The sequence below is a fragment of the Litoreibacter sp. JB4-2 genome, from assembly GCF_055693445.1.
In genome coordinates this window covers 3,475,620-3,497,609 of sequence record NZ_CM146334.1, presented here as the reverse complement: position 1 = coordinate 3,497,609, position 21,990 = coordinate 3,475,620, and the positions used below count along the sequence as shown (strand labels likewise).

Sequence of the window (21,990 nt, the reverse complement as noted above, 5' to 3'; positions counted from 1 at the left end):
TCCTACCCCGGCGACGATCCACCGGTTTTGCGGACCCGTCCAATGCTGCCCGGCGCAACAGAAACGGATTTCAGGATCGCGTAGCACTGCCCGCCAGCCTCAAGCTTCATTAGCCGCGCTGATCGCGCTGTTACCCTTGCCAATAGGCGGTCTTCCCCTGACCGCAAGGCGACAGCAACCCCCGGCCCGGCACCTTGATGCACCGCTTCAATTTTCGCAGGCAGACAGTTCAGCGCCGACAGACCATCAGGTCGATCCTTGGACAAAATAATGTCGCGCGCCAAAATACGCACGCGTATCCTGCGCCCATTTTCTGCGTCAACGCGCGGCAAAAATAGCTGTCCGGCAGTGGTTTTGAGGCGGCTCAATCCGTCGCCTGCGTCGCGCTCGCCCATTACGACATCAATCACGCTCCCAGCCTCGCGGACGCCAATATGCGGTATGGCGCTTGGGTCTGACAAAATATCGCCCAACGGTCCGGCGCGCACAACGCGCCCGGCCCGCATCAACAGCAGCGTGTCGGCCAATCGCGCAACTTCAGACATCATGTGAGAGACGTAAAAGCTTTGCACATCAGAGACGTCACGCAGGCGGTCCAGATAAGGCAAAATCTCATCACGCCGCGCCTGATCAAGCGCCGATAGCGGCTCATCCATCAGCAAAATATCGGGGGCGCTCAACAATGCCCGCCCGATGGCCACGCGCTGCGCCTCACCACCGGACAATTCACGCGGCATCCGATTCAACAGTGCGCCAATTCCAAGAATTTCGATCAAGTCATCGGCTTTTTCTGTCTGTTCGCTGCGAGGCGCGCCGTAGCGCAGGTTCTGCGCAACGCTCAAATGTGGAAACAACCGTGCTTGTTGAAACACATAGCCAATCCGGCGCTGATGCGGCTTCACAAAAACGCCGTTCGCGCTGTCCATCAACACCCGGTCACCGACGCGGACATAGCCCTCATCTGGGCGAAACAACCCCGCTATCGCATTGACAACGCTGGTTTTCCCGGACCCTGACGGCCCGAAAAGGGCATTCACCCCGCCCGCCTCACTTTGCGCGTCAACATCCAACTGAAACGCGCCAAAGCTGTGACGCAACCGGATTTCAAACCCGACGCTCATCGACGCGCGGCCCTTGCAGCCACCCACTCGGACACAAGCAACGCAGCAACCGCAATCACAACCGCAATCATTGTCAATCTGATCGCGGGGCCTTCAGCGCCTGGCACTTGCAAAAACGCGTAGATGGCGGAGGGCAGCGTGCGCGTCTCGCCGGGGATTGAGGCCACGAAGGTGATCGTTGCGCCGAACTCCCCCAAGGCTTTGGCAAACCCCAGAACCGCGGCGGCAATGATAGAATTCAGCGATAGCGGCAAAGTCACTGTTGCAAACACCCGAAAGGGCGACGCGCCAAGTGTCGTCGCGGCCTCCTCCAGCTTTGGGTCCGTTGCCTCAAACCCCAGCCGAACCGCGCGCACCATCAATGGGAAGGCCATTACCCCAGCAGCGAGCGCCGCCCCAGTCCATTTGAAAGCAAACACTATGCCAAAACTGGCCAGAAACCCGCCAAATGCCCCTTGGGTGCCGAAACTCAACAATAGCAGGTAGCCCGTAACAACGGGCGGTAAAACCAGCGGTAAATGCACCAACACATTGACCAACTGCTTGCCCGGAAAGTTCTTGCGGGCAAGCACATACGCAACCCAGACAGCCAACGGCAGGCTCGCAATCATCGCGACCAAAGCGACCTGTAGCGACAACAAAACCGCTGCCCATTCTTGCGGTCCAAGGCTCATAGCAGCGTGAACCCGGCGTCGCGATAAATTCGGCGCGCATCCGGGCCGGTCAATGCAGCAAACCCGTCATCAAGCGCGCCGCCCATCAGGGCAAAAGGATAGCGGATCGGATCATGCAAATCAGGGGAAAACCGCGCCAATACCGAAACAAGTGGTTCCGCCAAAGCGTCCGTAGCGTAAACCACGCCAAAGGGTACGGCACCACGCGCCACAAGGTTGAGCACTGCAACCGCACTTTCGGTTTCGACCACTTGCCTGGCTACCTGCGGCCAGATCCCAAGCGTCTCGAACGCGGCCTTGCCGTATTGCCCTGCCGGCACCGCTTGGACGAACCCCATCGCAACAGCACCGTCAGGACGCCAGGTTGGCAAGGATACCGGAGCGGACCCAGCCGCGCCAACCAACACCAACTCATTTCCTAACAGGTCAAGGCGTTCGCCAACAGGAACTGCGGCCGCGACAGCGTCCATCCAGACCGTGTTGGCAGACACGAACACATCCGCTGGGGCGCCTGCGATGATCTGGCGCGCCAATGCTCCGCTGCCGCCGTAGGCCAAGCGTAGAGGCATTACCTCAACCGAGACCCGATCAAGCACCTGCTTTAGGCTGGACGCCGCAAAGACCAACGGTGCCGAAGCCGCGAAAGCCGGGGCTGCGCAAGCACCAACGGCGAGCGAAAACATATGTCTGCGGGTCAACATCATTGCGCGTGATACTGGGCATCACAGCTTTGCGGGCGCAAGGGCAATTTCACGGGTTGCGCAGCGGGCTTGCAAGGCTACCCTCTAAGGCATGTTTAAGCTGACACGATCCGAAATTGAAGCCGCCACAAAGCTGGTTCACAGCGCAATGGCGCCGACGCCGCAATATAGCTGGCCCCTTCTCAACGCCGCCACCGGTTGCGAAACTTGGGTTAAGCATGAAAACCACGGGCCCACTGGCGCGTTCAAAGTACGCGGTGGGATCACCTTCATCGATTGGCTCACGCGCACCCACCCGGAATGCAAAGGCATCTGCACCGCCACCCGCGGCAATCACGGGCAAAGCCAGGCCCGCGCCGCTACGGCCGCCGGGTTGCGCGCATTGGTCTATGTGCCACGCGGCAATTCGGTCGAGAAAAATGAAGCCATGAAAGCCTTCGGGGCGGAGTTGGTGGAATTCGGCGATGATTTCGACGAGGCGCGGGAAGAAGCCTTCCGCATGGCCGGGCAGGAAGACCTCTTTATCGTCCCGCCCTTCCACCCAGAGCTGGTGCGCGGTGTCGCAACCTACGCCTATGAACTCTTCACCAACGCGCCACCTTTGGACGTGGTCTATGTCCCGATTGGTTGCGGCTCGGGTATCTGCGGCACGATCCTCGCGCGCGACGCCTTGGGCCTGAGCACAGAAATCGTCGGCGTCGTTTCAGACCAAGCCCAGACCGCCAAGCTGTCGGTAGAGGCGGACCGGTTGATCGAAACCAACTCCGCCACGACATTCGCTGACGGAATGGCGGTCCGCATCCCCGTGCAAGAGGCCTATGACATCTATTCCAAAGGTGCAGCCCGGATCATCGCAGTCAGTGATGATGAAATAGCCGAGGCCATGCGGCTCTACTATACCAAAACCCATAACCTGTCCGAAGGCGCAGGTGCCGCGCCTTTGGCCGGCTTGATGCAAGAACGCGCGCAGATGACAGGCAAACGTGCCGGTGTGATCTTATGCGGCGGCAATGTTGATACGGGCTGGTTCCACACCGTGTTGGCGGGCGGGACGCCACAAGTTTAGTCGGTCCGCGCCAAAAGCTCCGCCACGTCTCGGCGCAAATCATCACGTATTCCGCCCGGGTTTGGCGCGTCGCGTAATGTGGTGAACCAATGTTCGGGCGGGTTTTTCCCCCGCCGGTTGCCGTCAAAACTTAACCCGCGCAGCACTGTTTCGGCCTCAACGGGCAGCCTGTCGGGAATATCAAACCCGTTCAACACTGCCCAATTTCCGGTCCAAAGGCGACCCACGGACCAAGGGTTATACCCGCCGCCACCCTGCACCAACAGCCGTGGCGCTATCCCCATCAAGCCACGCAATACCGCCCAATGAGCATTGTTCGACAGCATTTGATGCGACAAAGGGTCATCGGCGGCGGCGTCCGCCCCACATTGCAAAATTATCGCATCAGGCTTGAACGCGCTCACCAGCGGCAAGATCAGCATGTCGCGGATATAGCCCATCTCATCGTCCGTCATCCCCCGCGCAACGGGCAGATTGATCGTCGCAGGCCCACCTGTTCCAAGCCCACCGGTCCGGGGCCACAGGCCGTCTTCATGGACAGAGATCATCAAACACTCCGGGTCCGCGCCAAACCCGTGCTCCACCCCGTCAGCGTGATGGGCGTCAATGTCGACATAGGCGACCCGTCGCGCGCCATTGCGGCGCAAAGACAGGATCGCGAAAACCGGGTCATTGAAATAGCAAAACCCATTGGCATGGCCCGGCATGCCATGATGCGTCCCACCGCCTGGTTGAAAGACGACCCCGCCCTCCGCCAGCAGCTCCCCCGCCAAAAGCGCGCCGCCGACGCCGGTTGCGGGGCGGGTAAACATTTCCGGGAAAACCGGGTTGGTCACTGTGCCCAGCTGATAGGTGCGTGTCTGCTCCGTCGTCACAGCTTGAGATCGTGCGACGTCTCCCAATGCTGCAACATAGTCAGGGCTGTGCCACGCCCGCAAAGCTGTAGGTTTCGCCCGCGGTGAACTGATATATTGCGCTGTAGGCAACCACCCCATGGCGCGCGCCAAATCCATCACGGTCGACACGCGCGGCACGCGCAGCGGGTGCAATCCGCCATAGCTTGACCCGCGATAAATTTCGGACCCGATAAAACGCGGTTGGGGGTTTGGCATTGGGCTCATTTCGGTCTGCACGTTACCTTGCTCTGTTCGCAAACCGTTAACAAGTCTCTGTAAATAGCCTTGTTTTTATGGTCACACTTGCTTTTTACACCATGATCGCGCTAAGTGGAGGGCAATAATAAAAGCGGTTTTGTACAGTCAAATGTCTTTGTTACGGCTCAAACAGGCTCCTCTGAAAATGACGGGCTCCCAAAAACGAGAGGTCCGGACCCAGTTTGGTGCGCTTTGTTACCGTGTGCGCAACGACGAAACGCAGGTGCTATTGGTCACCAGCCGGCAACGTGGCCGTTGGATCATTCCCAAGGGCTGGCCCGTGGAAGGCGAAACCCCGGCTGAGGCTGCCGCGACCGAAGCTTTTGAGGAGGCCGGCGTCCAAGGCAAAACCTTCAATATCTGCCTCGGGCTCTATTCCTACACCAAATTGATGTCCGGCGATGAACAGGACCTGCCTTGTGCGGTGTCCGTCTTCCCGGTCAAGGTCAAGAAAGTGCTGCGCAGCTACCCCGAACAAAACGAACGCAAACGTAAATGGTTCAGCGTCAAAAAGGCAGCTGGCAAAGTCCGTGAGCCGGAGCTGCGCAAAATCTTGAAGCATTTCGACCCGAGCCTTCTGGAGCGCTAAGCCGTGCTTGCAAAGGCAGCTTGAGGCTTTATCTCTATACCATCCAGAAACTGAGGCACGCCCCCGTATGATCCGCTACGCATTGACCTGCGAAAATGACCACCAGTTTGAAAGCTGGTTCCAATCCGCCGACGCATTCGACAAGCTATTTGCGAGCGACATGGTGACCTGCGCGGTTTGCGGTGACAACAAAGTGCGCAAATCCATCATGGCACCGCGTATTGGCAAGGCCGGTGATACCAACACCGAACGGCCCTTGTCGGCCCCCGCCAGCACCGCCGAACAGGCCTTCAAGGAGCTGCGCGAAAAGGTCGAAGCAAACTCGGAAAATGTCGGCTCTGATTTCGCCACAGAGGCGCGCAAAATCCACAATGGCGAAGCGCCGGAACGCGCCATTTACGGCGAGGCAAAGCCGCAAGACGCCAAATCCCTGATCGAAGACGGCGTGCCGGTCATGCCCCTCCCCTTCATGCCATCACGTAAGACGAATTAGATGAGCAAAGTCCTGATCACAGGCGCCACGCGCGGCATCGGTCGCGCATTGTTTAGCTGCTACGCCGCGCGCGGGGATCAGGTAACAGGCACCTATCGCGGCACGATGCCGGATGATGGCCATTGGCTGAAACTCGACGTTGCGAAGCCCGAAGATTTCGACACGCTTTGTCATGACTTTCAACCAGACGCGGTGGATCTACTGATTTGCAATGCAGGCGTTTACCTCGACAAGGATCACAATCTCGCAGACGGCTACCCGCCGCAGATGTGGGCTGACAGTTTTGCCACGAATGTCACCGGCGTGTTTCAGACAGTGCAGACCATGCTGCCCAAATTGCAGATGTCAAAAGCGCCAAAGATCGCAATCATATCTTCGCAAATGGCCTCATCAGAGCGCGCACCGGGTGGTTCCTATATATACCGCGCCTCCAAAGCGGCGGCTCTCAACCTTGGCCGCAACCTGGCAACCGACCTGAAAGGTCTGGGAATTGCGGTGGGCATCTACCATCCCGGATGGGTACAGACCGAAATGGGCGGCAGCAACGCAGACATAACGGTCACTGAGGCCGCAGAGGGGCTAATTGAACGGTTCGACGCGCTCAATCTGGACACGACCGGATGCTTTTTGACTTGGGATGGCAGGCCGCATGCCTATTGAGCTGCCAGGCCGATAGCTGATTCCGTAGAATTTAATTCAAAATTACTGCCCGAAATTGCCACAATCCAAGTTCATTTGAGAGATTGGACACAAAAATTGGACAAAGGGTGTGGGCTGTGGAGCTGCTCTATCAAACGCGGTTTTCTTATTTTGGACATTCGGGCTGGAAGTCCGACGCCAGCAAGGACCTCGCTCTGCTTTATGCGCCCGACCGCATGGAACGGCGGTTCGAGTTGTTTGAAAAGATCACGCTCGCCAGCCTGCAGGAACAAACCGACCCCGACTTCAAACTTGTCTTGCTGACCTCCTCCCAAATGCCTGAGCAATACGCCAAACGGCTTAGGGAACTGACTGGCGATATGCTCGACGCCTCACAGGTTGAGATTTTGGTCCGCGCACCACGCTACGCGGGCCGGGTGTTTCGCGCGCATGTGCATGATAGCTACGCCCCTGATCAGAAAATCTGCCAGGTGGTGCTCGATGACGACGATGCTATCTCCTGCGACTTCACTGAGATTTGCCGTGCCGAAGGCCGCCGCGCCCTCGAGGTTGACTATGATGGCGACCCAAGCAGGTTCATCTCCTTTGCGCGCGGGGCAAATCTATTGGTTGAGGACGGGCAGCCGACAAAACTTTCCGACCGATACACGCCGATGATCAATCTTGGGCTCACGCTGGTCTCCAACGCCAATACCACCAAGAACCCCTACCTGACTCAACACCTAGCCATCGGACTGAACCACCCATCCGTGGTCATTAATAGTTTGCGGCCTTTTTACCTTCGCACCGTGCATGACCAAAATGACAGCCGGACGCCGCATAAGACCAATTGGATGGATGCCGATGAGATCGCTGTGCTGCGCATGCACTTCCCCTTCCTGCGCGCCTACTTTTCTGAGACGGCCCGGGCCACGGCCTGATTGCGCCCCCGCCCTTGCCCTCACCGGGCACTCGGCCTAAGACGCAGCGCGACATTGTAACTGACTGCCAAGACGGGTCTTCCGGTATGACTGCGCCAGCAAAACGGCTTGTGATGAAATTCGGCGGAACCTCCGTCGCCAATCTGGACCGTATCAAACGGGCCGCCAAACGCGTGGGCGTGGAGGTTGCGAAAGGCTATGAGGTGATTGTTATTGTCTCAGCCATGTCCGGAAAAACCAATGAGCTGGTCGGCTGGGTCGAGGAAACCTCGCCCCTCTATGACGCGCGCGAATATGACGCGATTGTCTCTTCTGGCGAAAACATCACCGCCGGGCTGATGGCGTTGACCTTGCAAGAAATGGACGTACCTGCGCGCAGCTGGCAGGGCTGGCAGGTGCCGCTGAAGACAACCGACGCGCATGGCGCGGCGCGGATCGAGGAAATTCCAACCGACAATCTGGATGCCAAGTTCAACGAAGGCATGAAGGTCGCGGTCGTCGCGGGTTTCCAGGGCATAAGCCCGGAGGGTCGGATCACCACATTGGGGCGCGGCGGGTCTGATACGACGGCTGTGGCCTTTGCCGCCGCGTTCGAGGCGGAGCGGTGTGATATCTATACCGATGTCGATGGGGTCTACACGACCGATCCGCGGATCACATCGAAGGCACGCAAGCTGGACCGGATCGCGTTCGAGGAGATGCTGGAGCTCGCCTCGCTGGGCGCGAAAGTTTTGCAGACGCGGTCGGTTGAGCTGGCGATGCGATATAAAGTGAAGCTGCGGGTTCTGAGCAGCTTTGAGGAAATGGATGACAGCGCGGGCACCTTGGTCTGCGACGAGGAGGATATCGTGGAAAGCAACGTAGTGGCGGGCGTGGCCTATTCGCGCGACGAGGCAAAGATGACATTGATCTCGGTCGCGGACCGGCCCGGCATCGCGGCGGCGATCTTCGGGCCGCTGTCTGAGGCGGGTGTGAACGTGGATATGATCGTTCAAAATATCTCGGAAGAAGGACGCACGGATATGACCTTCTCCTGCCCGGTGAATGAGGTCGCGCGGGCTGAGAAGGCGATGCAGGATGCCAAAACATCCGGCGATATCAACTTCCATGACCTGGTCGCTGACACGGACGTGGCGAAGGTCTCGGTGGTGGGGATCGGGATGCGGTCGCATGCGGGGGTGGCCGCGAAAATGTTCAAGGCGCTGCAGGATGATGGGATCAATATCAAGGTCATCACGACCTCGGAAATCAAGATCTCCGTCCTGATCGACCGCAAATATATGGAGCTGGCCGTTCAGGCCCTGCATGATGCGTTCGAGCTGGAAAAAGCCGCCTGATCTGAATTCCCCGCATGCGGGGAATCTTACAAGCTATTGAAAAGCCATACCCTTTCCAAAAACGTTAAGCATTTGGAAAGGGTTGAAAACGCAAGGCGGCCCACGCCAAGAAAGCTTGCGAAACGCGGCCCCCTTTCCTACAAAATACTATGGATGGCCTGTCGGACCTCGCTGCAACGGTTACGCTGATCCGGTATCTCGTATGGGCGGGTATCGCGCTTGTCGTAGCTGTCGGTCTGTTGCGGGGCAAGCGAGACATCTATTTCGCCCTCTCGATCCTTGTTTTGGTAGGCTACGCGCTGCTTGTCGGCGAAAGGCTTGTCGAAAACTATAAAATGGCCCGCTGGCTGAAACAGGCCGATACCGAGCGCGCTGAATTAAGAAACGCACCAGACTGGGCGTTCGACCCCACAAATATCACATCGCTGCATCTGAATTGGCCGCTTCAAAAAACGCCGTTGGGGCGCTTACGGATCAATTCATCCGTCGTGCCGCTGGATCGTATCTGGCAACTTGCGGATCCGGAAAACGGAACGCGTCTGGAAGTCGGGCGCGCGCCAATCCGGCATCTGCGCCTGTTGGTCGGTGATCCACGCTGTCACAGCGATGACCCCGATCTGATCATGGTTTCAACAACAACCGATGATGATCGCCGCGCGCGGGGCATTTGCCTGCTGTCCGAACCTGTTGCAACGTCTGAGGCTGCGGTGCGGCTAAGCTTTGAACGATCATCAGAACAAGTCGGCGCCGCGTCGGGCACCCAAGGCGAATGGCGCCTTTTCAAAGGCGACAAGGTGCTGGTCGATCGGATCGTGACCTCCGCCGGGACGAAGACGGGAACATCTTTCTTTTTGCCAAACTTGCGCAATATTCCATCGCGTGGCTTTGATCACTATCGGGATGGGCCGATCATTAGATTGCGCGATTGGATGGCGGGTGACGCGGAATTGCAGCAGCATGTGCGCGCGACCAAAGAACAAGCCGGATTGCCTGAGGAGGTTTTGCGGGCAGGGATAGGCGTTCAGGGGCGCGGTTCGGTCGCCGCCAAATCCTTGTCGCTTGCCTGTACCCAATGGGACCGCGCCGACACAGATTTCCGGGCAACGATCATAGAGGCCTTGGCGGCGGCCTTGCGCAAAAGCCCCGAGGCGGCGTCTCTACAGGCTTGTGGACGCAGCTCTTGCACGCCCGACGCGGCGGGGCTGGGGCCAAAGGATATATGCCGCACCCCTGCCCCGCCCCCCATCAGCGAATTGATGCGCTTATGATGATCGCGTGTTTTGGTCGCAATTGAAGTGCCGCAATCGGCACGGTAGGTTGGTCCCATGAAACACATTTTTCCCTTGGCGCTTGCCCTGATGTTGCCCCTTCCAGCGCAAGCGCATCCCCATATCTTCATTGATGCCGGGCTGGACGTGATTTTCGACGATCAGGGCCGCGCCACGCATGTGCGTGTGACCTGGGCCTATGACGCGTTCTATTCCCTGCTGGTCGCCGAAGATCTGGGGATGGATCAGGATGGCGACGGCACCCTGACACCGGCCGAAGAGGCCGAATTGGCGGGGTTTGACGCGCAATGGATTGAGGGGTTCAACGGCGATTTGGTCGCCACGCTTGACGGCGCGCCGCTGGCGCTGTCGGGCCCTTTAGAGCCCACCGCAAGAATGGTCATGGGCCAGATCGTCACCACCCATTTGCGCGAGATCACCAGCGCGCCGGTTTTGAGCAGCGACACATTGTCGTTGAAGGTTTTTGATGAAACTTACTACACCGCCTATGACCTGAGCCTGCCCGTGTCGCTGGTCGGCGCGACCGCCTGCGAGACGGTCACGATTGAGCCCGATATCGACGCCACATTGGCGCGGATGCAGACCATGTTGCTGTCCATCGACGCCAATGCTGACCTTGAAGAAATGGATATTCCGTTGATTGGTGAAGCCTTCGCGACTGAGCTGCGGGTGACATGTCCCGGCTCCTGATTCTGCCGGTTGGTTTGGCGGGTGCGCTTCTGGCTTGGCTCTGGGCGAGCGGCGGGTTTGACGCGCTAGCCATGTGGGCCGCGGGCGAGCAACGCGGCTTTCAAAATGACATGGCGCAAGGGCTGCGCGCGCTGCGGGCAGGACAACCCGGCGCAATCCTGGCGCTTTTAAGCATTTGTTTTGCATATGGTTTCTTCCACGCTATCGGGCCAGGCCATGGCAAGGTGCTGATTGGCGGATATGGTTTGGGGCGGCGCGTGCCCTGGCTGCGGCTGTCGGTGATTTCGCTTCTGGCGAGCCTTGGGCAGGCGGTCACCGCCGTGGCATTGGTGCTGGCCGGTTTCACCCTGTTCGGTCTGGCGCGCGGGCAAATGGTCGACGTGACTGAGAACATTATGGCGCCTGCAAGCTACGCCGCCATCGGGCTGATCGGCGGCTGGCTGGTCTGGCGCGGGTTGCGCAAAACGCTTGCGTTGGGGACCAAGGCGCATGGCCATGCCCATTCCCATGATCACCACCATGACGGCACCTGTTCGAGCTGCGGGCACAAGCACGGGCCAGATATGGATGAGGTCGAAAAGGCAGGCACCCTGCGCGAGGCCTTGACCCTTATTGCAGGCATCGCGATCCGGCCCTGCACCGGCGCGCTTTTCGTGTTGGTCATCACCTGGCAGATGGGCATTTTCGGCGCCGGTGTCGCGGGCGCCTTTGCCATGGCTTTGGGCACCGCTGCTGTGACCATTGGGGTCGGGCTGGCCTCCGTCGGGTTGCGGGGCGGGATGATGCGCGCCCTGCAGGGCACCGCCGCATTGACCTGGATCGTGCCCGCGATTGAGGTTTTGGCAGGCGTTTTGATTGTCGCGATTGCGACCGGGTTGTTTTTGCGCGCGATTGCGTAATGTGCGGGCGAAGGCATCTCCCCTTTGCGGGCGAACTCACCTATACTGACAGACAAGACCTTTGGAACGGGGGGATCGGCCTTGGCCGAACGCACAGAAAGTGAAAGCCGCAAGCTGCTGGGCCGCTTGCGCGAGACGCTGGCCGAAGACAGCGCGGGCCAAGAGCGGTTGGACCGGATCACGCATTTGATTGCGGATTCGATGCAGACGGATGTGTGCTCCATCTACCTGTTTCGCGACGCGGACACGCTTGAGCTTTGCGCCACCGAAGGGCTGAACCCCGACGCGGTGCACCAGACCCGGATGCGTATCGGCGAAGGGCTTGTGGGCCGGGTGGCGCGCAGCAAAACGGCCGTGAACACCCCCGACGCGCCGTCGGCCAAGGGGTTCCGCTTCATGCCAGAGACCGGCGAGGAGATTTATTCCTCCTTCCTGGGCGTGCCGGTGCAGCGTTTGGGCGAAAGCCTGGGCGTGCTGGTGGTGCAGTCGAAAGACGCGCGCAGCTATTCCGAAGACGAGGTCTACGCGCTGGAAGTGGTCGCCATGGTGCTGGCCGAAATGACCGAGCTGGGCGCCTTTGTGGGCGACGGCGAAGGCGCCATGAGCGCGCGCCACACCCAACCCGCGCTGTTTCGCGGCGGCACCGGCCAAGAGGGCGCCGCCGAGGGCCAGGTCTACCTGCATGAGCCGCGCGTGGTCGTCACGAACCCAATCTCCGAAGACCCGCATGAGGAAATGCGCCGCCTGGAAGACGCGATTGGTTCGCTGCGGTCTTCGGTCGACGAGATGCTGAAGAAGGTGGGGCGCGGCGCGGACAAGGAACAGGTCAAGGTACTGGAAGCCTACCGCATGTTTGCCAATTCGCGCAGCTGGGTCAGGCGGATGGAGGAAGACATCGCGCTTGGCCTGTCGGCGGAGGCCGCCGTGGAGAAGGAACAATCAGCCACGCGCGCGCGGATGGAACGGGTGCCCGACGCCTACCTGCGCGAGCGGCTGCATGACCTCGATGACCTGTCGAACCGGTTGCTGCGGCTGCTGACCGGGCAAGGGAAGGACACCGGCGCGGAGATGCCCGAGCGGCCCATCTTAATCGCCCGTAACATCGGGCCCGGCGAGCTGCTGGATTACGGCAAAAAGCTGAAGGGCATCGTGCTGGAAGAGGGCTCCGTCGGCTCGCATGCTGCCATTGTCGCGCGGGCCTGGGCCATCCCGCTGGTGATCAACGCCAAGAAGATTTTGACCGAGGCGCTGAACGGCGACCCCATTCTGGTCGATGGCGATCAGGGCGTGGTGCATCTGCGCCCCGAGGAAAGCGTCACCAAAGCCTTCCGCGACAAGATCGCGATGCAGACCAAGGCGCAGGAGCGCTATGCCTCGATCCGCGACAAGCCTGCGACCAGCCCCTGCGGCAAGACAATTTCGCTGCATATGAATGCAGGGCTGATGGCGGATTTGCCGTCGCTGGAAGGGTCCGGCGCGGAAGGGGTCGGGCTGTTTCGCACCGAGCTGCAATTTCTGACCCGTTCCCGCGTGCCACGCAGATCGGAGCTGGCGGCTATTTACGGCTCTGTCATGGATGCGGCCAAGGACAAGCGCGTTGTCTTCCGCACCCTCGATATCGGGTCGGACAAGGTGCTGCCCTATATGAAGCCGCAGGATGAGCCGAACCCGGCCTTGGGCTGGCGCGCGATCCGGGTGGGCTTGGACAAGCCCGGCGTGATGCGGATGCAGTTGCAGGCGTTGATCCGGGCCGCGAATGGCCGCCCCCTTTCGGTGATGTTTCCCTTCATCGCCCAGTTCGATGAATTCCGCGCCGCACGGCAGATGCTTCTGGATGAGGTGGAGCGGGAGCGAAAGCTGTCCCATGCCCTGCCCGAAGACCTGAAAATCGGCGCGATGCTAGAGACGCCGTCGCTGGGCTTTGCCCCGCGCCAGTTTTTCGAGATGGCCGATTTCATCTCTATTGGCGGCAATGACCTGAAACAGTTTTTCTTCGCCGCCGACCGCGAAAACGAACGCGTGCGCAAACGCTACGACACGCTGAATGTGAGCTTCCTGTCCTTCATCGAGCAGGTCGTGAACCGCTGCGTCGAAGCGGGCACCCCGTTGAGCTTTTGTGGTGAAGACGCGGGCCGCCCAATTGAAGCGTTGTGCTTCGCGGCTATGGGCATGGACACATTGTCTATGCGCCCCGCCTCAATCGGTCCGGTCAAAAGCATCATCCGGCGCACCGATATTGACGCGCTGCGCGAGGTCATCGACGAGGCCCGCGAAAGCGGCGCACAGTCCGTACGCCCGGCGGTCATGGAGCATTTGAAGTCTGTTTAAGGGTAAACGGGGCTTGGAATGTCCTCCTAAGTGAGGAATGGCGACTTCGAGCCCAATCTACCGAATTTCTGTACCGCAGCGAAAGTTCGGTTTCGGGAAACAAGCACAATTGAACTCGTGATCACGATCCATTGCAAACGTTGAACTGACCCGTCTTCATTACGTGCAATTTCCATACAGCAGACGTTGGTCGAAGTTCCCGCGTCGTTGTCGTTTAGCCTCTTTGACGGATTCTCCGTACAAGTTGACAGAACACGTTTTTCGTCGATCAGTTTCGCATATCAGCATCTGCTCAGGATGATCGTAAACATTGTGACAATAAGTGTAGAAGGCGAACCAATGCGATCTTCTTAGCCCGGTTGTCGCCATCGAAAACGTATCAACGACGAGAAATATGGCTATGTCGACGCTTGGAAGCGGCCGGTCACGGGGTGGTGATCGGTGTCTTCGAACCCAAGATCCGCCGTTGAAACGCTTTTCACGACAACATTTGGCGAACAGACGAACCCGTCAATAATTGCGGTGGCGTTTTGTCCGGCGATGTAGGGGGCGTTCAAGGACCGCACTGTTGGGGTTTTTGTGTCCAATGCAAATGACCACCCCTCGTTTAAGGAGGTTTGAGGGAAGTCGATGACCTGCAGTTTGTCTGGTGCGCCAGTGTGCCGGTCAGGATCTGTCGGGGTCAGGCGCATGTTCCAGTCGCCTGCAATCACAACGCAATGTCCTTTTTCATATTCATGCTGGGCAAGCTGCAACAGCTTCTCGAGTTGCCCCATTCGGGTGCGGATGTCTGGGTCGAATGCTGACAGATGGATGTTGAAGACGACCCAGTCGCGACCGGTTTCACCTATGCTGATGCGGTTTATCAAACTACCGTAGCGTTTTGTTAGTCCACCAAAGAAATAGGTGCTGTCCTTTGGGAATAAGACAGCTTCGCAGGACTTGATGTTGACGCGCGCATGGACGGACATGCCATGCTCGATCTTTAAGCACTGCGGCACGAGAACGGACTTCATGTCAGCCCAAAACAGGTTTTGTCGATTGCTCAAGGCAGCTTCGATCGTGTCACGAAGCCCAACGCCCCGGGTTAAAAAACCCGCATTGGCATTTTCCTGAAGGCAAATCACATCGGTCGATTGGCCCGCCAAACGCTGTGCGATGCGTTGCGCGGCCAAGGTGATGTCCTTGGACGAAAGCGCGCGCATGGATCGCCCCTGATCAACAATACTGTCCGCATCCTTGCCCAATGCCCCATATCCAATATTCCATGTCAAAACTGTCAGCGTTTCGCTTGCTGCATGGAGGTTGGTCGGGGGTGTCGGGGAATGGATCGGCCCGACATACGGTGATGTGCGACGATTGGCGACGAAGACCGCCCGGCAATAGATCGCGGCACCAATCAAGATGACCGAGAGGAGGGTCAATATCATATTACGTGCCCGATGCCGCCGCGGGGAAATGTAGCTCTACAAGGTCCTCTGCGGCAGCCGCAATCAATTCGCGGTTGCTGCGCGATATCTTGAACGCGGTGGGTATCTTGGCCAGATGCTCTGCGGGCGTGGCGCTTTGAGCACGGTCGGCTGACGTTGCAAATTTCCAGGTATCCCAGCTAAGCCATCGTGGGTGCGGCGGGGTGCCGGATTGTGTCAGCCGCGCGATATCCATGTAGTTGAAATCGACAAAGTTGATGTTCATGCCGTGCTTTTCATCAAGCACATCAAACATCGTTTCGCGATGCGATGTTGCGTAAACGGTCAGCACGTCCACCAGACGTGTGACATCGCGGCTCCAAATGCTGATATCAAGTGTGTTCTTGGACAGGGTGCTGTCCAGCTGCATACCTGCGTTGAACCCATAAATGGTCGATGTTTGCCCTGGTCCGCGGGCATAGATCGCCTCGCGCAATGTCTCAACGCCCGGGTTCTCAAAGACGCCACCATCGCCAAGATGCCAGTACTGCGGAGGCTTTCCATCGGTCTGTGCCAGCTCAATCGTAGTTGGCCCAAGATATGGTGGAAAGGCCGCTGACGTGGCAACGGCAAGGGTTACGGGAAAATCATCGGGTGCTGCGCGCAAGTTGCCTGCACCTGAAAATGACATAGATCGGAGGCGAGACGGCAGCGCGCTTGGCGTTTCGGCATCATCAGGCGACGGCAGAACCCCGTTGCCAAGGGTGACACGCTGTCCAGTATCATAGCTGACCGTGTTAAAGAAAAAGCTGCGGTTGGCAGGTAGATCGCCAACTGTTGCTGACCCGATGAAATCGGGCCGTGCAAGGGCCTCTTGCAAGGAAGTCAACCGACGCGAAGGGCTGAAGGCCCGAAGCGGCTTGCGCAGTTGCCCCATCTGCACATCCCAAAAATAGTCATGTGCGACAACGTCCTGCATCTGGTCAAAGTAATCGTTTGCGTGGTCCATGTCCGGCACCGGATGCAGTGCGAGGTAGGACGCAGGAAAACCGCCGCCACTTACACTGGACACGTGTGTCACCGCCGACAACAATCCGCGTTCATGCAAAGCCTTCATGCCCGCGGCACCAAAGACGGCCGCACGCGCACCGCCGCCCGACAAAGCAAGACCGACAAATGGTTGATCTGTTTGATCGACGACATGCGCGCCAGACTGTGCCCCAACGCGCGTTCTAAAATGTACTTTGAGCGGTGCGATGAAGCCGTTCAGTACGGCCAAAACAATGACGCAAACCGCGACGATCAACAGACCCCATAAAACCCAAACCATTCGCAGTGCCAATCATAGTTGCTAAAAAAATTCGCCCGATTGGATTTAGCGTGACGCGGCTTTGACGAACACGCAATCGCAATTCGCCCGCTTGGGGATGGAAACTCTTACCTAACGTCAGCTTTTGCTACCGCACCTCCCAAATGGGAGATGCCGCCCCGTCCGACGCTCTCTAGGTCTTTGGTCATCACATCGAAGAGAGAGAATTATGTCAGACTTTATTCAGTACCTAACCAGCCTCGGGACTTACGAAAGCATCGGGGTTCTTGGGTTCTTTGCCTACATCACAGCGTTCGGTGCCGTGCAGCTTGGTTGGCTGGATGGCAACAGCAGCGCCTACACGCTTCTCAATGTGCTGGCCGCATCCCTTGTCGCTGTTAGCCTTCTGCGGGACTTCAACCTTGCCTCGGCGCTGATCCAAGGCAGCTGGATCGTCATCGGTCTGGTCGGGTTGTCGTTGCGGGTCTGGAAGTCTTGGCCCAGCACGCGCCGCATGTTGAACGCCACTCTCGAAGCAGAGGTGCAGTGATGTCCTTGGTAGATACGTTTTCATATTTCGTCACTCTGATCGCTATAGCAGTTGCGCCGGGTCCGCTTCTTTTGCTGTTGATGACCCGTGCAGCCAGTAACGATGTCAAAGGCGCGTTCGGGTTCGCATTTGGAACGGCCTTGGGCAGCTTGACGATCATGACCGCTGTTTGTTTTGGCATGAGCCTGTGGCTGAGCAATACACCAGAGGTCCTGTCTTACAGCAAATACATCATGCTGGCCTACATCCTTTGGATTGCGCGAGATATCTGGAAGGGCGGGTTCGATTTTGACACAACTGTCAAACCGCGCCGTTCTGGCCTGTGGCTGGCAGTTACGGCGGGTTTCGTGACCTGCATCCTGTCTCCTTACATGCTGGTCTTGTTTCCGCTGGTTCTGCCAGAAGTCCTGGACATCACGGAGATTCAGATGCCGGGCTACCTGATCATTGCATTTGCGACCTTCGCGGCTGAGGCTACTGCCGCCGTGCTGGTGATCTGTTTGGCAAAACAGGTGACCCGATTGGTGCGTTCTCAGCAATCCATGATGATCATGAACCGGTCTCTCGCGACTCTTTTGGTTACTGGCGGTGGATGGATGGCCTTGGCCTGACACCGAACGGTTTCGCGTTCCTGAAGGTCGGTCTTCCTGACGATCCTTCAGATACGTGGTGTGTTTGTGATCGATGATGTGATCTTAGCGAACACAGACACACCACATTTTTCTGTTAACTATTGCTTGTGCTGTTCCTGCCGTAGAGGGTTGGCGGGTTGCATATTGGAATTTTCATTATGACAAATGACCTGGAAAAGAAGATCAACCCCGATGGGATCGTTGATCAGCTTTATGATATCGCACTCGATCCGGACTCCTTGGGCACATTCGTAGACGCGTGGAACCATGCGGGGCTGGATGCACAGGCGGCGCGCCAGACCATTGAATCGATTGATCGTTTTGACACCGCATACCGCGCGCATCTTGATCGGGCAGAAACGTTCTTACAGCGAGGGGCCGCCGCCGAAAGCGGTGCTGACCTCGCGGCCACGCTGACCCCATTCGACACGCTGGCAGCCTTCATTGTTGATCGTGACCTGCACATCGTCGCGGCCAACGCTGGGGCAGAACAGGCCTTTGGCATCGAAGAAGGGGCCGCACTGGGCTCGTTGAACCTGCCCGCAGACGCTTTGGACATTGTGCAAGCCAGTTTGAAGGACGTGTTCCGCAACTCCGACAGCCCGGACCGGCTTTTGAAAATTGAACTGTCCGGCACATCGGCGCCGGCCTTGTTTCAAGTCCGCAAGTTAGAAGGGTCCACCCAAGACGACAGTGAACATGCGTTGGTTGTGACCACGCGTTACCATTGGCAGGCCGCGCTCGGGCAAACGCTGAAAGAGGTATTTGACCTCACAGGAGCGGAACAAGGTGTCGTGCGTGCCTTGGTCGAAGGGCTGGATGCAAAATCCATTTCCGCAGAGCGCGGCACCAGTGAAGGCACCGTGCGCGGGCAGATCAAATCTATCCTCGCCAAGATGAATGCACGTACCCAGTCCGAGGTTATTCGCCTCGTCATATCTTTGCGTGATGTATCCCAAGGGGTCGAGCAAGCGGCGGACAAGTCGGATGAAGGCCCCGTTTTGGTGTCAGCGGATTGGCTACACGCAGAGGTCTGGAAACCGTACAAGACGCTGATTTTGCCCGACGGGCGGCGCATGGATTACCATGACACGGGGCCAATCACAGGGGCGCCGGTGCTTTATTCCCACATGGGCTATGGCTTGGCGCGTTGGCACGAACCGATGATAAAGCTGGCCTTTACGCAAGGGCTGCGCATCATTTGCCCGATCCGCGCGGGCTATGGCCTCAGTGAGAACATCGACCCGCAAGCCGATGTGCTTAAGTCGACCCGAGACGACACATTGCACTTGCTGGACCATCTCGGCATCGACAGGCTTCCCTACCTGACCCAAGGCAACGATCTGATATTCGCGGCGGATTTTACGGTTCACCACCCCGCGAAGGTGAGCGAGATCATTGGTTTGTGCGCGCGGCCCTGCTTAGCCGGTGATCAGCACTACGCGAACATGGGCAAGTGGCACCGCTTCTTTTTGTCCACGGCCAAGCACGCGCCGCACCTGCTGAAGTTCACAACCCGCGCGGCCGTTGTGATGGCGCGCCGCCTCGGCGCTAAAGAAATGTTCCGGCAGCTGAACAGCAGCTCACCCGCTGATACAGCATTGCTCGAGGATGATGCGCTTTTGCCGGTCTTGATGGCGAATGCCCAATTGATTGTGGGCAAATCCACGAATGTCGCCCAGGCCTACACTCATGAAATCCTCGCTACAGAGGCAGACTGGACCGACCTCATGCAGAACTGTGCCCAAACCAAAGTCTGGTTCGTCAACGGGGGCCAAGATCCGGCGACAGACATCGCAACTATCGCAGAATACCGTGAGGCCTATCCATGGATCGACATTGAAGTCATTCCAGATGCAGGCCAGATGCTGATCTATCAGCACTACGAATACCTGATCCCAAAAATCGCCACGGCCGCCAGAGAAGTTTGAGGGCATACGGCGGAAAGCTCGGAAAACGATACGTCGCCTCTCTCTTGGTGACGGGACGATGTTGGAGAACGGCAAACATTCTCGCACAAGAGGAATGCAGTCCAAACTTATAGGCGTCACTTCTGGCACAAAGCCGAGGTCGGCTATAGAGAAATGCGTCTTTTCCGAGAAACCGCAGCAAATCTCCACATTCCGCCCGCAGTGCATTTTGCCACCAGTGCGGTTTTTGAAGAGCGGCCATTGGCGATGAAGCTGGCAAACGTAACTATGTCCGCAAAGCCGCCAATGCAAGCCAAGCCCAAAAGATGCGCCCGCCACAGGAACACTGTGGCGGGCGCGTTTGGGTCAGCTCAAAGCGGCCAAGGCTTTCCGTGCGGCGCCGACGGCCCAGACGGCCTCCGGGTCGCTTTGAAAGACGGTGTTCAGCGTGTCGCGGAACGGGCCGGATTTGGCGGCGATATAGCCTTGCACTTCGTCGGTCAGGGCGCGGGCCTCCTCCGCGGACAGGGGCGTGTCATCGGCGCGGCGCGTGTCGAGGTCGACAATAGCCTGCTGCAACGGTTTCAGCCACGCAAAAGCCGGATCGCGGGAGGCGACCTCGTACAGCTCAAGCGGGCTTCCGGTGAAGAAGCTTTGATCGGCCTGGGAGATGAGCAAGTGCCGGTGCAGCTCTTGCAACGCTTTGGAAAGATCGCCCAGCCCGGTTTTCAAGTCTGGGGCTGGCAGGGTGACGGTGGTCATAGGGTAGCCTCCTAAGTCAGGGGTTGGGCGGCCCGGGAGTGGCCCGCTTTCTAGGATTGACCTGAGATGGGAGCGCGCGGGCGGGATTACCAATGCGCCAGACGCATGGCCGTTACCCGTGCTTTACGAGCTGTGCAAATTCAGCAATCAGCGCGGCGCGGTCATGGCCGGTGTCTTCGGCCAGACGGCGCAGGCCGAATTGCACATGGGCGATGTCCTGATAGTAGCTGGTGAAGGCGTAGTTGATCGCAGCCCCCGACACGGCGCCCAGCACCGGAATGGTTTGCGCGGCCAGCTTTTGGCCCAGCACCGTGGCCAGCTTGGGCGCCACGGTTTTCAAAAGCCCCTGCATCGTAGCACCGGTGACGCTGGCACGCAGCGTCAGGAAGCTGAGGTCGGTGCCGTCATCCTCGGCCAGGGGCCCGGCGGCGGCGAAAACCTGCAGGCAATCGGCGCGCGTATCTGGGTGGGCGGGGTCGAACCCGTGCTCGCTGGCGATGCCCTGAATGGCGCGCAACATGACGGTGGTGGTGACGGGCAGCTCGGCCAAGGCCGTGGGCATGCCGCCAAACCCGCCAGCCGCCCCGGTGGCGACGGTGACCGCGCGGGTCAGCCATTGCCCCGTATCGGGCAGGCGGGCGCGGGAGGCTTCGGCGGCCGAAAAGCTCAGCTCCAGCGCTTGCAGCGTCGCGGTGTCGAGCCCGTTGCGGGCGGGCGCGGGCAGTCGGCCGATCAGGCCCTCTGCCTGATTTCCCAGGAGGGAGATCACCTGAATGCCGAGGCCACGCGCGTTGGTATAGCGCTGGGCGAGCGCCGCCAATTGCGCCTCCTTACTGGGGCTGGCGGGGGCGACCGGGGGCAGTATGGTTTGGGTCATGGCAACCTCTCCTTGCCAGCTTGACGTGGCGACGCGGGGGCCGTTTTTCAAGTCAGTGCGTCGAGGACGCTTTTTCCACCTTGCCGGTGACCCCGTCCCACGCGGCGTGGCTGAGTGCCAGCCCGAGGACCCGATCCGGGTTGGTTGGCGGCGGCATCTCGACGCCGGTGAGCTTGGAAAACCCGAAACGCGCATAGTAGGGCGCGTCGCCGACAAGCAGCACCCGGTCCCAGCCGAGCGGCTTGGCCAATGCGAGGCTGGCACCGATCAGACTGGCGCCCAGCCCCTCGCCCTGCCGGGTGGGATGCACCGCAATCGGGCCCAGCAGCAGCACCGGCGCGTCGCCAATACGCACCGGCCAGTAGCGGATCACGCCGCCCAGAATGCCCGCCGGGTCGCGCGCGACCAGCGAAAGCTCCGCCACCGGATCAACGCCGTCACGCAGCCGGTAGGACGACAGCGCCTCCCGGCCCGGCGCGAAGCACAGGTCGTAGAGGGCCTCGACCTCCCACCAATCATCCGCGTTTTCCTGGATCAGCTCCACGCCGCCCGCCTGCCCCGTTTTGTCCTTTCGGCTGGCCTAGCATGGCGCTACCACTTGGGCAAACCAGACAGGAGGC

At 59.0% G+C, this 21,990-nt stretch carries 22 protein-coding genes; 13 read left to right on the top strand and 9 right to left on the bottom strand.

Features of this window, described 5'->3' with window-relative positions; translation table 11 throughout:
- Nucleotides 1-2 precede the first annotated feature (2 nt).
- Genes modC through modA form a run of 3 tightly spaced genes read right to left on the bottom strand, consistent with a single transcriptional unit; the run spans nt 3 to nt 2,478 of the window.
- Nucleotides 3-1,121 carry a molybdenum ABC transporter ATP-binding protein gene (modC, locus tag ACZ1G7_RS17480; protein WP_472660657.1) on the bottom strand — a complete coding sequence of 373 codons (1,119 nt, stop codon included), beginning with the start codon at nt 1,119-1,121 and terminating at the stop codon, nt 3-5.
- Nucleotides 1,118-1,795, bottom strand: coding sequence for a molybdate ABC transporter permease subunit (gene modB / locus ACZ1G7_RS17475; RefSeq protein WP_472660656.1), 678 nt, complete (start codon nt 1,793-1,795; stop codon nt 1,118-1,120). Before modB ends, modC begins: the two co-directional genes overlap by 4 nt.
- Nucleotides 1,792-2,478, bottom strand: coding sequence for a molybdate ABC transporter substrate-binding protein (gene modA / locus ACZ1G7_RS17470; protein WP_472660655.1), 687 nt, complete (start codon nt 2,476-2,478; stop codon nt 1,792-1,794). Before modA ends, modB begins: the two co-directional genes overlap by 4 nt.
- Nucleotides 2,479-2,587: 109 nt before the next feature.
- Between modA and ACZ1G7_RS17465 the strand changes: the two genes are divergently transcribed.
- A complete protein-coding gene (locus tag ACZ1G7_RS17465) occupies nt 2,588-3,562 on the top strand; it encodes a threonine dehydratase (RefSeq protein ID WP_472660654.1) in 975 nt (324 codons plus the stop codon).
- Here the strand turns inward: ACZ1G7_RS17465 and ACZ1G7_RS17460 are convergent.
- Nucleotides 3,559-4,674, bottom strand: coding sequence for an acetoin utilization protein AcuC (locus ACZ1G7_RS17460; protein ID WP_472660653.1), 1,116 nt, complete (start codon nt 4,672-4,674; stop codon nt 3,559-3,561). The two genes, ACZ1G7_RS17465 and ACZ1G7_RS17460, sit on opposite strands and share 4 nt — an antisense overlap.
- A gap of 187 nt (nt 4,675-4,861) precedes the next feature.
- Between ACZ1G7_RS17460 and ACZ1G7_RS17455 the strand changes: the two genes are divergently transcribed.
- The 9 genes from ACZ1G7_RS17455 to ptsP all read left to right on the top strand — a co-directional run bounded on the left by ACZ1G7_RS17455 (nt 4,862) and on the right by ptsP (nt 13,921).
- Complete coding sequence (locus ACZ1G7_RS17455; protein WP_472660652.1) at nt 4,862-5,305, top strand: NUDIX hydrolase; 444 nt, start codon at nt 4,862-4,864, stop codon at nt 5,303-5,305.
- A gap of 67 nt (nt 5,306-5,372) precedes the next feature.
- The gene (locus ACZ1G7_RS17450) at nt 5,373-5,798 is read left to right on the top strand and encodes a DUF1178 family protein (RefSeq protein ID WP_472660651.1); all 426 of its coding nucleotides are present in this window, start codon (nt 5,373-5,375) and stop codon (nt 5,796-5,798) included.
- Nucleotides 5,799-6,458 carry an SDR family NAD(P)-dependent oxidoreductase gene (locus ACZ1G7_RS17445; RefSeq protein ID WP_472660650.1) on the top strand — a complete coding sequence of 220 codons (660 nt, stop codon included), beginning with the start codon at nt 5,799-5,801 and terminating at the stop codon, nt 6,456-6,458.
- Between the two features lie 116 nt (nt 6,459-6,574).
- Nucleotides 6,575-7,378: a glycosyltransferase gene (locus tag ACZ1G7_RS17440; protein ID WP_472660649.1), complete on the top strand. Its 804-nt coding sequence runs from the start codon at nt 6,575-6,577 to the stop codon at nt 7,376-7,378.
- An 86-nt stretch (nt 7,379-7,464) separates the two neighbouring features.
- On the top strand, nt 7,465-8,715 hold the full coding sequence (locus ACZ1G7_RS17435) for an aspartate kinase (protein ID WP_472660648.1): 1,251 nt from the start codon (nt 7,465-7,467) through the stop codon (nt 8,713-8,715).
- Between the two features lie 149 nt (nt 8,716-8,864).
- Nucleotides 8,865-9,983, top strand: coding sequence for a hypothetical protein (locus ACZ1G7_RS17430; RefSeq protein WP_472660647.1), 1,119 nt, complete (start codon nt 8,865-8,867; stop codon nt 9,981-9,983).
- Nucleotides 9,984-10,040: 57 nt separating this feature from the next.
- Nucleotides 10,041-10,694, top strand: coding sequence for a DUF1007 family protein (locus ACZ1G7_RS17425; RefSeq protein ID WP_472660646.1), 654 nt, complete (start codon nt 10,041-10,043; stop codon nt 10,692-10,694).
- Nucleotides 10,679-11,593, top strand: coding sequence for a nickel/cobalt transporter (locus ACZ1G7_RS17420; RefSeq protein WP_472660645.1), 915 nt, complete (start codon nt 10,679-10,681; stop codon nt 11,591-11,593). The genes ACZ1G7_RS17425 and ACZ1G7_RS17420 overlap by 16 nt, the downstream gene beginning before the upstream one ends.
- A gap of 81 nt (nt 11,594-11,674) precedes the next feature.
- Nucleotides 11,675-13,921 (top strand): phosphoenolpyruvate--protein phosphotransferase, encoded by a 2,247-nt coding sequence (ptsP, locus tag ACZ1G7_RS17415; protein ID WP_472660644.1) that lies wholly within the window; start codon nt 11,675-11,677, stop codon nt 13,919-13,921.
- Nucleotides 13,922-14,319: 398 nt separating this feature from the next.
- Here ptsP and ACZ1G7_RS17410 read toward each other — a convergent pair whose 3' ends face one another.
- Nucleotides 14,320-15,351, bottom strand: a complete 1,032-nt coding sequence (locus tag ACZ1G7_RS17410) for an endonuclease/exonuclease/phosphatase family protein (protein WP_472660643.1) — start codon at nt 15,349-15,351, stop codon at nt 14,320-14,322.
- 1 nt (nt 15,352) lies between these two features.
- Nucleotides 15,353-16,660, bottom strand: coding sequence for a patatin-like phospholipase family protein (locus ACZ1G7_RS17405; RefSeq protein WP_472660642.1), 1,308 nt, complete (start codon nt 16,658-16,660; stop codon nt 15,353-15,355).
- A 208-nt stretch (nt 16,661-16,868) separates the two neighbouring features.
- Here ACZ1G7_RS17405 and ACZ1G7_RS17400 point away from each other — a divergent pair, with 208 nt between their 5' ends.
- The 3 genes from ACZ1G7_RS17400 (at nt 16,869) to ACZ1G7_RS17390 (ending at nt 19,752) form a co-directional block, all read left to right on the top strand.
- Complete coding sequence (locus ACZ1G7_RS17400; protein WP_472660641.1) at nt 16,869-17,189, top strand: CBU_0592 family membrane protein; 321 nt, start codon at nt 16,869-16,871, stop codon at nt 17,187-17,189.
- Entirely contained in the window at nt 17,189-17,800 is a 612-nt protein-coding gene (locus ACZ1G7_RS17395) for a LysE family translocator (RefSeq protein WP_472660640.1), read from the top strand. The genes ACZ1G7_RS17400 and ACZ1G7_RS17395 overlap by 1 nt, the downstream gene beginning before the upstream one ends.
- A gap of 179 nt (nt 17,801-17,979) precedes the next feature.
- Nucleotides 17,980-19,752 (top strand): bifunctional helix-turn-helix transcriptional regulator/alpha/beta hydrolase, encoded by a 1,773-nt coding sequence (locus tag ACZ1G7_RS17390; RefSeq protein ID WP_472660639.1) that lies wholly within the window; start codon nt 17,980-17,982, stop codon nt 19,750-19,752.
- A gap of 345 nt (nt 19,753-20,097) precedes the next feature.
- Here ACZ1G7_RS17390 and ACZ1G7_RS17385 read toward each other — a convergent pair whose 3' ends face one another.
- The 3 genes from ACZ1G7_RS17385 to ACZ1G7_RS17375 form a co-directional block, all read right to left on the bottom strand.
- A complete protein-coding gene (locus ACZ1G7_RS17385) occupies nt 20,098-20,493 on the bottom strand; it encodes a hypothetical protein (protein WP_472660638.1) in 396 nt (131 codons plus the stop codon).
- A gap of 112 nt (nt 20,494-20,605) precedes the next feature.
- Nucleotides 20,606-21,370 (bottom strand): EcsC family protein, encoded by a 765-nt coding sequence (locus tag ACZ1G7_RS17380; protein ID WP_472660637.1) that lies wholly within the window; start codon nt 21,368-21,370, stop codon nt 20,606-20,608.
- Nucleotides 21,371-21,422: 52 nt separating this feature from the next.
- On the bottom strand, nt 21,423-21,914 hold the full coding sequence (locus tag ACZ1G7_RS17375) for a GNAT family N-acetyltransferase (protein ID WP_472660636.1): 492 nt from the start codon (nt 21,912-21,914) through the stop codon (nt 21,423-21,425).
- Between the last annotated feature and the right edge of the window lie 76 nt (nt 21,915-21,990).